The sequence below is a fragment of the Aristaeella hokkaidonensis genome, assembly GCF_018128945.1.
Lineage (GTDB): Bacteria > Bacillota > Clostridia > Christensenellales > Aristaeellaceae > Aristaeella > Aristaeella hokkaidonensis.
Map to the genome: position 1 here is coordinate 3,097,560 of NZ_CP068393.1, position 14,556 is coordinate 3,112,115.

At 46.6% G+C, this 14,556-nt stretch carries 9 protein-coding genes; all 9 read left to right on the top strand.

All coding sequences use genetic code 11. The features are described from left to right. Nucleotides 1–115: 115 nt before the first annotated feature. The 9 genes from JYE49_RS13960 to JYE49_RS14000 all read left to right on the top strand — a co-directional run bounded on the left by JYE49_RS13960 (nt 116) and on the right by JYE49_RS14000 (nt 14,507). Entirely contained in the window at nt 116–319 is a 204-nt protein-coding gene (locus JYE49_RS13960; protein ID WP_093957671.1) for a helix-turn-helix domain-containing protein, read from the top strand. Next, nucleotides 306–2,177, top strand: coding sequence for a bifunctional DNA primase/polymerase (locus JYE49_RS13965; protein WP_093957670.1), 1,872 nt, complete (start codon nt 306–308; stop codon nt 2,175–2,177). The genes JYE49_RS13960 and JYE49_RS13965 overlap by 14 nt, the downstream gene beginning before the upstream one ends. Before the next feature lie 101 nt (nt 2,178–2,278). Next, a complete protein-coding gene (locus JYE49_RS13970) occupies nt 2,279–2,509 on the top strand; it encodes a YozE family protein (RefSeq protein WP_093957669.1) in 231 nt (76 codons plus the stop codon). A gap of 645 nt (nt 2,510–3,154) precedes the next feature. Next, nucleotides 3,155–3,901 (top strand): DUF3800 domain-containing protein, encoded by a 747-nt coding sequence (locus tag JYE49_RS13975; RefSeq protein ID WP_093957668.1) that lies wholly within the window; start codon nt 3,155–3,157, stop codon nt 3,899–3,901. 1,491 nt (nt 3,902–5,392) lie between these two features. Further along, nucleotides 5,393–6,970, top strand: a complete 1,578-nt coding sequence (locus tag JYE49_RS13980) for a type I restriction-modification system subunit M (protein ID WP_093957665.1) — start codon at nt 5,393–5,395, stop codon at nt 6,968–6,970. Beyond that, complete coding sequence (locus tag JYE49_RS13985; protein ID WP_283399409.1) at nt 6,954–8,063, top strand: restriction endonuclease subunit S; 1,110 nt, start codon at nt 6,954–6,956, stop codon at nt 8,061–8,063. Before JYE49_RS13980 ends, JYE49_RS13985 begins: the two co-directional genes overlap by 17 nt. Nucleotides 8,064–8,068: 5 nt before the next feature. Further along, the gene (locus JYE49_RS13990) at nt 8,069–11,245 is read left to right on the top strand and encodes a type I restriction endonuclease subunit R (protein ID WP_093957664.1); all 3,177 of its coding nucleotides are present in this window, start codon (nt 8,069–8,071) and stop codon (nt 11,243–11,245) included. A gap of 80 nt (nt 11,246–11,325) precedes the next feature. Next, nucleotides 11,326–12,540: a hypothetical protein gene (locus JYE49_RS13995; protein ID WP_093957663.1), complete on the top strand. Its 1,215-nt coding sequence runs from the start codon at nt 11,326–11,328 to the stop codon at nt 12,538–12,540. Between the two features lie 107 nt (nt 12,541–12,647). After that, nucleotides 12,648–14,507, top strand: coding sequence for a toll/interleukin-1 receptor domain-containing protein (locus tag JYE49_RS14000; protein ID WP_093957662.1), 1,860 nt, complete (start codon nt 12,648–12,650; stop codon nt 14,505–14,507). The last annotated feature ends 49 nt before the right edge of the window (nt 14,508–14,556 follow it).

Sequence of the window (14,556 nt, forward strand, 5' to 3'; positions counted from 1 at the left end):
TACCAATGCATTGAAATTGGTACATACGCATGTTACCATAATTACGTACCAAAAGCAAGCGATTGGTACGAAAAATAGAAAAGGCCGTATTGACCGGCAGGAGGAAAGAATAGATATGACTGAAAAACTGACTCTCTCTGTTGAGGAAGCTGGCAAACTGCTGGGCGTTTCCCGGCAGGTGGCTTACCAGCTGATCCACCGTGCGGATTTCCCGACGCTGCGTATCGGCCGACGCGTGCTGGTTCCGAAGAAGCAGCTGGAAGCCTGGATGGACCGCATGACAAATACTATGGAGGGAATCGACCATGACGTCGGTTGACAGCGCCCTGGAACTTGCTGCTGCAGGGTATCGCGTCTTTCCGGCTCACGGAATCGACCGGTCCGGGGAATGCACTTGCGGGAAACGCGGATGTCCGTCTGCCGGAAAGCATCCGGCTTTCAGTGGCTGGCAGGGGAAAGCGACTTCGGACAGGAAGAAAGTCGAGCAGATGTGGCTCGGGCGGGATTACTTCAATCCTGCTATCGCCACAGGAAGCGGACTGGTTGTCCTGGACGTGGATGGACAGGAAGGTATGGACAGTCTCCGGGAGCTGGAGGCTGTCCATGGACCCCTTCCGGCGACCCGTACGGTCCGGACCGGCAGCGGCGGCTATCATTATTATTTCCATACCGCCGTCAATATCCGGAACAGTGTCCGGACCATCGGCAAAGGGCTGGATATCCGCGGTGACGGCGGCCTTGTCATTGCTCCCGGCGCAGTGCACCGGAGCGGCGGAAGATACCAGTGGGTGGAAGGAAAAGGGATCCGGGATATCCGGGAAGCGGAGATTCCGCCCTGGCTCCTGAACCTGATGGTATCCGAAGTAAAACAGCCGAAAGAGAAAAAGGGAAAGAAAGAGAAACCCGATGGGAAGAAAGAACAGCCTTCCATAAACCTGGATGCGGATATTCCCGAAGGACAGCGGAATGAATCGCTGAACCGGATCGCCTTTATACTCCGGAAACAGCAGGGAAAAACGATGAAGGAAATCGATGTGTTTCTTCACCGGCTGAATCAGGAGAAGTGCAAGCCGCCCCTTTCGGATAAAGAAGTAGACCTGATTATCCGTTCTGTGGACGAACTGTCCCGGGAAGGCGGGGCGGAGGATGAATTCAGGAATAACCATCCGACCGGCCTGGTCTGTGCCGCCGATGTGGAAGATGCGGAAACACAGTTTCTGGTAAAACCTTACTTGCCTGTGGGCAAACTGACCCTGATCCAGGGCAATCCCGGGGAAGGCAAAACAGCATTTGCCTGTTACCTGGCCGCCAGGGTTTCCACCGGCACAGATATGCTGGGTGTTCCCTGCGGACAGGGCAATGTCCTGATTCTTTCCGTGGAGGATGACCAGCCGGAGCTGAAGAGGCGAATCGCGGCCAACGGCGGAGACCTGTCGAAATGCTTTTTTGTGGCGGAAGCCAGTATGCTTTCTTTTATATCCCCAGAAGTGGAAGCGTATATCAAACAAGCGGAAGCAAAGCTGGTGATCTTCGACCCCTTCCAGTCCTTCCTGGGCTCAAAAGTGGATATGCACCGGGCGAATGAGACCCGGCCGGTCCTGGCCCAGCTGGCGGATGTCGCTGACCGGACGAGGTGTGCTATTGCCCTGATCTGCCACATGGCGAAGGGCCTGCAGGACACCCCTGCGGTGCTGCGCTCCCTGGGATCTACAGATATTCCTGGTGCCAGCCGTTCCATTATGCAGATCGGCAGGGCGGACGATAACCCGAACCAGCGCCTCATGGTGCATGTCAAATGCTCCAATGCGGCAAATGGGAAAAGCCTGCTATTCTCCATCGGGGAGAAAGCGAAGATCAGCAATATCAGTTTTACGGATAAGGATGAATCCAATTTCTACACTTTCGGGAAGAAGACCCGTGATGCTGCCAATGATGAGTTTATGTATGAAGAGATCCGGAATGCTTTACGAGAGATCGTGAAGGAAAGCCCCCAGGGCAGGTTTGTCCTGTATTCCGAACTGGGTTTTGCTGCGCCGAAGGGCGTACAGATGAAGCGCCTGTTGCTGACGCTGAAGGCTAGGCTGGAAGCGGATGGGATTGCTATTGGGGATTTTAAGCGGAAGAGCGAGTGCATGTCCGTCTGGGTTGCACCGTATATTGATGATTTTCTGCTTTGATAAAGAGTATTACACCATTTACATTTCCTACATCCGCCGTCAATGTAGAAAATGTAAATGATGTATATATAGTGCATCAGGAGAGGAGGTGATAATTGAGAATGTCTTTCTACGATTACATGATGCGCTTCCTGAAAAAGGATTCCGCCTCAGGGGATCTGGCGAGAGATATGGAGCATGTGCATACCAGACTCAACGATGAGGATGTTTATCAGATTCGAACTCGGGATGAACTGCTCTTTTATCTCCGTTGGAAGCATGCATGCCCGGAGTGCATAGAGACAGCAAAACACTGCTGGAGGAATTATGTCAAATACATGGCCAGCCACTGATAACCAGGGGAGCCTGCTGGCCGGAAAGCCGATCAACGGGCTCTCTATTTCTAAGGAAATATACATATTGTCGATATCTTCTATTTCTGATATTCTTTATTACATAAGTGGGCTGGTTGAAAGACCCGGGTCCACCCAGCGGCGGGGATGTTCCCCGCCATTTCTTGTATAATAGCGATTAAATGCCTGGTTGCAGGTGAAAGCAGGGATATATATACGTTGATTGTTTCAGCCCATTGAACCATAAAAAGCTCAGGGGGTTATTCGGTTGTGCAGGAGCAGGTGTGCAGCAGGAGAAAAGCAGGTAAATATCAGGTAAAAAACCGGGATTACACGTGAGAACAGGTGTATATCAGGAAAAGATTATGACAGGATAGCTTCTGAACGTTGATTTATAAGCTCTGGAAGGCGATTTGAACGGCAGAAGTATCAGGCGAATAACAGGCGCTTATCAGGTTAATCTCAGGAGCGTTTATCACGTTATGGACAGAAAAAACGATATAGGCTTTTGTAAAATGCAATTGACAAATAGGATTCCGTTTGCAATAATATAGATGCGGGGAGAGATCCCACGCGTACCTGCCCAACGGAGTCGAGTGCTTAAGCGACTTGTAAAGTCGCCCGCAGCAGGGGGAAGCCGCCGTTATGGCGGCTTTTGATGTATATGGGGGAAACGGGATGGATATCTTTGTATACTCAGATGAGTCTGGGGTATTTGACTGCTATCATAGTCAATACTTTGTATTTGGTGGAGTGGTTTTTCTGGACAATAAGACCATGGAATCTTCTGCCAGAAGATATCTTTCCGTTGAGCAGGAAATTCGGCAGGAAAATATGATTGCTTCGGAAGATGAGCTGAAAGCAGCCAGTCTGGAGAGAAAGAACCAACGCCGGTTATTCCGAGTAACTAACAGAGAATTCCGTTTTGGTGTCGTTGTGGAGATTCCCAAACTAAAGATACGTGCTCAAATTGCTGATGATAAAAAATCCAGACAACGCTATATGGATTTTGCTTATAAAATTGCCATAAAGCGGTTTTTTTCTTCTTTAATTCAGGATGGAGCAATTAATCCTGTAGAGGTTAAGACAATTCACTTTTTTGTTGATCAACACACAACTGCTACAAATGGGCGCTATGAATTGAATGAGAATCTGGAGCAGGAGTTAATTCGAGGATCTTTCAATTTTGAATGGCAGATTTTCCATCCCCCGCTGTTTCCCAATGCAAAATCAGTCACTCTCAAGTATTGTGATTCCAGGAAAGTTGTACTGATTCGGGCTGCTGATATTATTGCAAATCGAATATATCACCTTGCGATTGAAAATACCCTTCGTTATCGGGAAAGCCCACATTTTTATGTATATGCTTTACCGGATAATGATCTGAAATAAAGATGATGGCTGAGGGCGGAACAGGCAGCCGCTACCCGCAATGACTTGCGTAGGAGATGCAGGAATCGTCACCCTGCCTCTATCATCTGTAACGTTGCATAGACAGTCGAGCTTCGATTAGAAGCTCGGCTTTTTCTATACCTTTCTTCCAGGCTCGCTCCGGCTGCGCCTTCGCTCGCCAGCTCCCGCCCATGCAATATGATCTTCTCCTGCTTGCTTCCGGGTGCAGCGCCCCGTACCCCCGCTCGCCGCGGGATCGTAGGGCCGCCCGCCTGTTGCGCTTGATGGGTATTCCATCGGCGGCCCTGCTCCCCGTGGCTCGCTGCTCCGTCGGTCTTTTCCTGCGCTCTGGTTGTTGTAGGGGTAGGTCGCTCGGCCGTCGCACCGGTGATCGCACGCTGCGGGCTCCTGCGGCCGGGCGTCTGCGGGCAAAAAAGAATCATTTTTTGCCGCTTGCCGCTTTCCGGCCCCAGGCCCCTCGGGCGGTCGCATTCCGGCAATGCACTTGCGCGCTTGCCTGCATGCTCCCTTCCTCACGGTGCTCCAACCTCTCTCGGCCTCGCTCCGGGCGGCGCCTCCGGCGGCCTCTCTTCCTTGCCGCCGCTCCGCCTGACGGCTCCGCTGTCCGCCTTGTGCCGCGCAATTCGTCCGTCTGCATCGGCTGCGCCTCGTATCCGGCCGGCGCCTGCACAAGGACAGCGGGGCCCACACGGCTGGACACATCGTCTGCTTCAGCTGGCGGACCGGCCTTTCGGGCTTACCACCTTCGCCCGGCAAAAGCCGGCCTCGGTGACGGCTTGCCCGCTGGGTCCCGTGCTTCGGGGTCTCGGCTGATCGCCCAAGTCTCCCGGGACAGTTCGCCCGTACGCGGCGCACCGGTTCGTCGAAGAAACTCGCAGGGTTACGCTCCTGCGTCGCTTCACCCGTGCTCGTTTTTCTCCGTACCTCTCTTGCGTCCGGCCGTGTCCCGGGGCCTTCGTCGGCCTCGTCTCCTCGCACGCCCGTTTTGTTCGGCGCTGACGGCTTCGTTCGGACACGTCGGGAACAAGTCCCTCCGGTCCGCCCTCAGCCGGCGCCTGAGCCAAAACAAAGCGGGGCCCCGCCGATAAGCCCTCAGGCCTGCCGGAGGCTCCCGCCAGCTTCCGCATCCTCTGTGTGCCGTGTTGCCCGCCCGGTAACCCGGCTGCGGTAGCTCGGCTGATCGCCGGAGTCTGCCGCCCCGGTACCCGGCAATCTGGACGATCCTGCGGGGAGGGAAGTGGAGGTTTTTCGCCCGCCCCTCCCCCCGGCTGTGGGGCGCATAGCCGCTGGCCCAAACGCGGACAACTGCGTTGCTTTTGGCGTACTGCCAAAAAGCTGCCTTGCGCCGTGTTGGGCAGCAGCGGTGCGCCTGTGGCCGCCAATCCAGGAGACCGATTTTGATTGAAAAACAGTGGTGTGGGATGATATACTATTTGTATATATGGAAAAACCGATATTGGAGTGATCAATATGGCCAGAGGAGCAGCAAAACCGAAGGAGCAAAAACCGATAGAGCAGACTGTATGGGATGCGGCCAATAAACTGCGCGGGAAAGTGGAACCGGCAGAATATAAGCATGTTGTTCTGTCCATGATCTTCCTGAAATATGCGAATGATCGTTTTGACACTCATAGGGAACAGATGATTGCTGCTGGTCAGCAGGCGTTCCTGGAAATGATGCCTTTCTATACAAAGGATAATGTGTTCTATATTCCGGAGAATGCCCGCTGGAAATATATAATGGAAAACGCGAAGCAGCCTGATATCGCAATCAAGATCGACACTGCGCTGCATGAGATCGAAGCAAAGAATCCGTCACTGGAAGGAGCTCTGCCGGACAACTATTTCTCCCGGCTGCATATGGATCCCAGTGGCCTGTCATCTTTGCTGGACCTGATCAATGGCTTGTCGCTCCAGGTGGGAGAGGATAAGGATGTCTTCGGACGGGTATATGAATACTGTCTCCGTGAATTTGCATTGAAAGAAGGCAAAGGTAAGGGAGAATTCTATACGCCGCGCACAGTTGTTGCACTGCTCTGTGAACTGATTGAACCATATTCCGGTATTGTGTATGACGGTGCCTGCGGTTCCGGCGGTATGTTTATACAGTCTATGCGTTTTGTGGATGAGCATAAGGGAAGCCGGCTGAATGTTTCCATATATGGCCAGGAACTGACAGATACTACCCGCCGGTTGGCAAAGATGAACCTGGCAATCCGCGGGATATCTGCCAATCTGGGTGCAGAGGCTGCCAATACATTCCTGAATGATCAGCATAAGGATCTGAAAGCTGATTTTTCATTGGAAAATCCGCCATTCAACCAGAAAGACTGGCGAGAACCGAATCAGCTGAACGATGATCCCAGATGGAACGGGTATCCGACGCCGCCGACCAGTAATGCGAATTATGGCTGGTTACTGAATACAGTGTCGAAGCTGAATCAGAATGGCGTGGGTGTGGTATTGCTGGCAAATGGGGCGTTGTCAGCAGATAGCACTGAATACGAGATCCGGAAACGGATGATTGAAAATGATGTGGTAGAAGCAATCGTTATCATGCCGCGAAATTTGTTCTATACCACGGATATCTCTGTAACTGCGTGGATCTTGAATAGAAACAAAAAGGCTCGCAAAGAGAAGCGTGTTGATGGAGAAGCCATATATCGGGATCGCAGCGGAGAAATATTGTTCATGGATTTAAGGCAGATAGGGCATCCATTTGAAAAGAAATACATCGAATTTACAGAAGAAGACAGGAAAATGATCGTTGACCGGTTCAAATCCTGGCGTTTTCTGAACTATGAAACGCCTTATGAAGATATCCCGGAATTCTGCTACGTTGCTAAGAAAGCTGAGATCGTCGAAAAGGATTATAACCTTGTCCCCAGCCGTTATATCGAGTTTGTGAACCGTGATGAGGCCGTCGGCTATGAAGAAAAAATGTCTCAGCTTCAGAGTGAACTTCAGGAATTGTTGACTCAGGAGAAACAGTCTAGACAAGCCTTGCTGGAAGTGATGAAAGGACTGGGCTATGAGATCAAATTATAAGAGGCTGGGGGGATATATCCGACCAGTAGATGAAAGAAATTATGACAGAGCTCTCGGAGAAGACAATCTCTACGGGATTTCTGTCACCAAGGAATTCATAATATCGCACGCCAATCTGGTTGGTGTGTCTTTTGATGGGTATAAGGTTGTATCACCCCGGCAGTTTGCGTATATCCCAGATACATCCCGGCGCGGAGACAAAATTGCAATCTCTTTGAATACATTTGGAGAGAAAATCATTGTCAGCAGTATTTGTTCCGTGTTCGAAATTATAGACGAAAACGCCTTGCTTCCTGAATACCTGATGTTGTGGTTTATGCGGCCTGAGTTTGATCGTTATGCTCGTTTTATGTCTAATGGAAGCGCTAGAGAAGTATTTGAGTGGGAATGTATGTGTGGAGTTGAACTTCCAATTCCATGCATAGATGATCAAAGAAAAATAGTGCGCGACTATGAAGTCATTACGAGAAGGATTGATTTGCTCCGGAAAATTGATGAAAACTTAGAAAAGCAAGCACTTATTTATTTCCATAGTACTGTTGACAACCTTGAAAAGAATAATGTTTTGTCAGATTTTGCTTGTATAACTATGGGCACATCTCCTGAAGGAGAAACGCTTAACGACAAGGCAGATGGTGAGGTTTTCTATCAAGGGCGATCAGACTTTGGATTCCGTTTCCCGTCGATTCGCTTATATACTTCTAATACTATCAGACGTGCGAAACAAAGAGATGTTTTAATGAGTGTACGTGCACCTGTGGGTGACATTAATATTGCAAAAGAGGATTGTGCAATTGGGAGAGGCCTTGCTGCAATTCATCCTAAAGATAATTGCTACTCTTTCTTATATTATACAATGAAAGAACTGTATTATGAGCTTAAACGTTTTAACGATGAAGGAACTGTGTTTGGCTCAATAACAAAAGATGATTTGGCAGCACTTAAAATACAACTACCCAGTCCATCGGACCGGGAGAATTTCGAAAGCAAAGTAAGGCCGATTGACAATTTCATTCTCAATAATGAGTTTGAGATTATTTCGTTGCAAGCATTACGCAGCAATTTGCTGAGTGGAATAACAAAGGGGATATGATATTAATGCCTGCATTATTTTCTGAAGCGGTCCTCGAACAGGCGATTATCGATAAATTCGTTGATCTGGGCTATGAATATGTCCTTGGAGATAATCTTCACCGGGAATTGACAGATGTCCTGATTGAAGAAGATCTGTCTGCTTTTCTGTCAGTGAAGTATGCGCCGGAAGGAATTACAGATTCTGAGATCGCTTCGATTATCCGCTCTCTTCGGTATGCTTCTGCGACGCCGCTGTATAGCGTGAACCGGTCCATGTTCCTGCGTATGGTGGAGGGAGAAACCTTTGTACGGGAAGATCGCAGTGCAAAGGATTTTCATCTTCGTCTGATCGATTTTGACACTATTGACAACAAGAATATCGTGAAGATCGTTAACCAGATGACGATCAAAGGGCCGAAGGCAACCAGGCGGCCGGACGCAATCGTTTTTGTGAACGGTATGCCTGTGGTGGTCATGGAGTTCAAATCAGCCATCAAGGAAGAAACGACGATCCATGATGCCTATGTGCAGATTACAACCCGGTACATGCGGGATATCCCGGAACTGTTCAAATACAATGCTTTTGCTGTTCTGTCAGACGGCGTGAATACAAAAGCAGGTAGCATTTTCGCACCTTATGAACGTTTCTATTCCTGGCGCCGTGTAGAAATGAATGATCGTCCGGTGGACGGAATTGATACGCTGGACACCATGATCCAGGGCATGTTCCGGAAAGAACGCTTGTTTGATATCATTCATAATTTCATATATTTCCCGGATACAGATAACGGGAAAAACCTGAAGATTGTTGCCAGCTATCCTCAGTATTTTGCTGCTCGGAAACTGTTGGATAATATCCTGACGCATCAGAAACCGAAGGGGGACGGCAAGGGCGGTACATATTTTGGAACGACCGGTTGCGGTAAGTCTTTCATCATGATGGTTCTGTCACGGCTGATTATGCATGAACCCAGTCTGCATTCCCCGACGATTCTGCTGATTACGGACCGGTCCGACCTGGATGATCAGCTGTCCCAGCAGTTCCTGAATTCCAAAGGTTACATTGGGGATAAAACGATTATTGAAATGGAAAGCCGGGAGCAATTGCAGGATATGTTGGCAAAGACAGCCAGCGGTGGTGTATATCTGACAACGGTACAGAAATTCGCGGAGGAATTTGGAGAGCTTTCGAACCGTACTAATATTATCTGCATATCGGATGAAGCACATAGGACCCAGAACAATCTGGATATGAAGATAGTGGTGAAAGCGGACGAGGTGCTGCAACGGTACGGTTTTGCTCGTTTTCTGCATACTGCATTGCCGCAGGCAACCTATATCGGCTTTACCGGTACGCCGGTAGACGCAACAATGGACGTATTTGGTCCTGTGATCGATCAGTATACGATGACCGACTCCGTGAAAGACGGTATCACTGTTCGACTGGTATATGACGGTCGGCCGGCCCGTGCTACGCTGGATGATGAAAAGGTCAAGGCAATAGAAGAATACTATCAACAGTGCCTTGCAGCTGGCAGCAATGAATATCAGGTGGAAGCGAGTAAGAAAGCTGTTACGAATATGGCTGCGATCGTCGGCGATGACGATGTGCTGAATGCCGTTGCCGATTATTTCATTGATCACTATGAAACACGGGTCAGGGAAGGCTCTAGCATAGCCGGAAAGTGCATGTTTGTCTGTATGACTAGGCCGATCGCTTTCAAATTCTATAATATGTTGAAGCAGAAACGGCCGGAATGGTTTGAACTGCGCGTAGCACCGGAAGGCGTTGAACTGTCAGAAAAGGACAAGAGAGAGCTTATCCCGATGCCGATGTGTCAGTTTGTAGCAACCCGGTCGAAGGATGATCCGCAGGATATGTATGATTTGCTGGGCAGTGACGCGACCCGGAAAACAGCAGCCATTCAGTTCAAAAATATAAAGAGCAATTTCAAAATTGCCATTGTAGTGGATCTTTGGCTTACTGGTTTCGATGTGCCTTTCCTGGATTGTATGTACCTGGATAAGCCGTTGTCACAGAGCCATACCATTATCCAGACGATTTCCCGCGTGAACCGGACCTATGAAGGCAAGGACAGCGGATTGATTGTGGACTTCATCGGGATCAAGCCCGGTTTGCTTGCCGCGCTGCGTACCTATACCGATTTCCAGGAAGATACTTTCGACGAGGACAGTGTGCAGGCGGCTGTCCGGCTGGTTCGGGATCAGTTGGAAATCCTGAACGCAATGATGATTGGCTTTGACAGTACAAAGTATTTCACAGGTTATCCGGCAGAACGGCTGCAGTGCCTGAATGAAGGTGCGGAATTCCTGCAACAGACAAAGGAAATGGAACAGCGTTTCATGGCCAATGTCCTGCGGCTGAGCAAAGCCTTTAATCTCTGTAACAGCGGAAAAGACTTTACAAAACACGAATTGGATCTAATCCATTATTACAAAGCGCTCCGCTCTGTGCTGTTTAAGCTGACAAAGGGAGACGCCCCGGACACTGATACCATGAACGCCCATGTGGCAAAAATGCTGGAAGCGGCGATTCAGTCTGAGGGAGTAGAAGAAGTCTTTTCTACAGATGCCACAATGAGCCAGGAAGCGATTGACCTTTTCAGCGATGAATACCTGGAACGCATAAAACGGATGAAACTGCAGAATACAAAGGTAAAGATTCTGACCCAGCTGTTGAAAAAGAAGGTAGAGGAATTTAAAAAGGTCAATAAAATCAAGGCTAAGACGTTTGAGGAAAGACTGCATGCCATCGTTGATCAGTATAATAACCGGATGTCGGATGCAGATTATGTTAAAAACATCCTGAACAATGTATCTGACCAGCTATTAAAGCTGCTTCAACAGATCAAAGATGAACAGAATTCCTTTGAAGCAATGGGTATCGATTATGAAGAAAAGGCGATATTCGATATTCTTATCGCTGTAGCGGAGAAGTTCCAGTTTGATTTCCCGGAAAGCGAGAATATAGAGCTTGCTAAGGAAATACGGGCGGCGTTACGTGACAAGGAAAAGTACGCTGACTGGGCAAACAGCGCTCAGATCCGTGCATTGATGCAGGCGGATATCATAATGATCCTGGCCAAACATGGTTATCCGCCTACGCCTCCGGAAATCTATGAAAAAGTATACAGCGACATCCTGGAACAGGCGGAAAACTTCAAGAAATATAGTGACTAATTCACAGTGGTTTCAGAAATAACCACTATACAATCAAAACAAGCATAAGATGCTTGAGGTAAAAAGGAGAATGATTCACAATGAGTATTGATTTGAAAAATTTACAGCGAACACTTGCGGATAATAAGGTATATGATGCTTGGCCTTATGTTCTTGGACTGCGTGATTCAATGCGAAATATGCATTTATCTTTTGATTTAGCAAAGGCAGTGTATAAACACAGGAAAGATGAGATAGAGCATTTCAATCAGTCGATGCTGCAAGAAGCGGCATCTGCTCCGGGGACAAAAGTTCAAGTCACTTGGCAGGGGATGACTCCTCCATTTCAAGATATAGCAGGAATAGAAGTTGATGATACTGTATTAATGGAAAAGTCAGCTGTGGATTTCTTTCATTATGCACACATGAGTGTAGATTGTGTATGCCAAATAGTTAATTCAGCATTATTTGGTGATCAAGCCATAGAGGAGGAAAAAGTTTCATCAGGAAGTCTTCATGAAAAGGTAGCCACTATTACTCAGTTTGGAACATTATTAAATATCATGGATAATGGTTTTTTGAATAATGAACTTATTTATGTGAGAGAATTCGACAATTACACAAAGCACATAAAAATCAATTCATTTACTATATCGAATTCTTTATTCTTTGGAAATAAGGCTGATTATGTCTTGTGCGCTTTTAGCTTTAAAGGGAACGATTATCCGGAATTTGAGGCAATAACAAAAATGGATACCGTTATGCATGAAGTGGAAAATTATATAGAGGCAGTTCTTGCAGAATTGATTATTCAAGTTCCAAACGCTGTGGGAACCAGTTCAAGACATCATAGTGTATCTTTCAAAAGCCAATTAAGAGAACATGATGGGAAGTCATATGTTGATTATATAGTGTACTTTCTTGAGGTAAAAAATGGAATAACAGATTTACCTTCTGAAATCTCAGTTTTGCCATTGGTCATAAAACCAGACGGAACAATAGAGAGCCGTGTATTGGATATGGATACACTGTTTGTGACTATTGAGGGACAAGAAGAGGGAGGAATCTGCGGTATAGCGAAAATTGCCCCTGATCAAAGGAAAGCAGCTGCATATCGAAAATACACTATACAACCAGCATCGGTTGATGATTTTTATGATTACCTCTCTACTTTTAAGGATGATTATGCAAATCACCAATTCCGGTTCAAGGCAATGGAAGGCTCAATTGTGATTTATAAAATGGATGAAGAAGCTCAAGAAAAACCACTGAGCCAGGTCGCAGAATCTGAAGAAACGGAAGAGACACAAGGGTGAAACTGAAAAGGACATAGATTCCGATGTTTATACGGTTATAGAGGTTTTATGCAAGTACCATTGAATATGAACGTAAATAGTGTTCTAAGAGCTTTTTGAGGTGCAAGATGGCAAAACCCAAATTCGAATTGCGATGTGTGAAAGAAGACAATAGTATATATTTTGTTATAAAAAATGTATCGTCATCAATTATCTCAAATATGACTCTCCAATCATTTGTTCTAAAAGAGGGCAATGGGGATACGGAAAACATTCTTTTGTATAACAATTCATTTCCAACATCTTTGGGCCAGAATGAGGAATATCAATTTAAATATGATCATAAGTATTTACGACAACGTCCTATCGGTGCAAAGTCTTTTTATGCTGTGTTTACTTTAGAAGACGAGAATGATAATGCGTTTCAGTGTGAATTATCAAAAGATGTTAGTAACTGTAATGATACAGATTGCGCACTGGGCAAATGGGAAACAGCCGTGAGCATGATTGATGAACAGAGAAACGAGGACGCACAAACTGTGAAAACAAAAATTTTTATTTCCCATCGAAGTAAAGATGTTGAGTATGCAGCAGCAATGGTTGATTTTCTGGAGGATCTTGGCGTTTCATCACGGTATATTGTGTGTACCTCTGTTCCGGATCACCTGATCCCCAATGGAAAGAGGATATATGAATGGTTGAGAGAACAATTCACGAATTATGATCTTCATATGCTATTTCTTCTGTCAGATAACTATTACGAAAGCCCGGATTGCTTGAATGAAATGGGCGCGGCTTGGGTAACAAAGGCTGATTCGGATATTATCTTGCTTCCGGGGTTTAGTCCGGATAAAATACGTGGATGCATTGGACAGGATATGATGGCCGTCTATTGTGACGGAGATGACGAGATCCTGATGGACAGGATTAAACAATTACGGGATAAGGTTTGTGGCGAATTTGAACTGAACAAACCAGATGACAGACGGTGGGGGAGAATCAGGGATGCGCTCCTCAAAAAACTTCAGAAAAAGGAAGAAATACAGAGAACGGAAACAGCAACTCAAAACCAAATTCCGGAGTTTGAGATTAGGATTCTTGAAACTAACAAACAGGTTCCTGGAACGGCAGAACCGATAGATGGTACAGGAAACCGCTTATCCTCACATCACAAGAATGTATTGTTCGCCATTGAACTAAAGAATGATGTTATGGTCGAAAACCTGAAAGTGTTTGGAAGAAGTATTGATTCTGTTGTGCAGAAAAACCAGCCGTATCATATTTCTGTCTGCTATATGGAATCGCCTGATACACTCTTGAGAGGCACCGTTTACACTTTGTCGCGGGATATATACCCTGCTGGTGCGGATGGAATTCCCAAAATTGTGATAATTGAGTATTCCAGAAACGATGTCAATTATAGGCAAAAGTTTGTCCTGGAGGGAAACCATACATACGCTTCATATCCAGAAGAAAAGGTCATCCGGCCAGATATGGAAAAGATAATCCAGATGAAAAATGAGATGAAAAAGGATTTTCTCCGGAACCCTGAAGAACTGAACGTTTCATCATATGAAATAAGCCAGAGGCCAGTTCTGAAATATATATACAGAGATGTTATTATCATGTCCAAAGACTGTCAGGATCAGAAGTGGAATACTGATGGAGGCTTTGGAAGATATGAAATCTATGATTTTTGTGATGAAGGATTATTGCTTTGGGACTATAGTTGTCAGCAGGTAGAAGTTGAATATTTCTTAAGGGCCTCATTGTCTAAAACAGATGCAAGGCAGCTACTATGCCTCAAGTATGAAGATATCATTACTTATGATATGGAAGGCAATTCCGGATACAATATTCCAATTATTTATACTAAATATGAGCTGGGAGAAAACCCGTTCCAGAAGTACTATTATTTAGATGAAAAAGGATATGGAATAATCAGTAACAGCGTTATTACTGAAGTGAAGGATAAGACTGAACGATAATAATATGTAAGACATATTCCGTCAGTAGTATAAACACTTTGGAGAATGA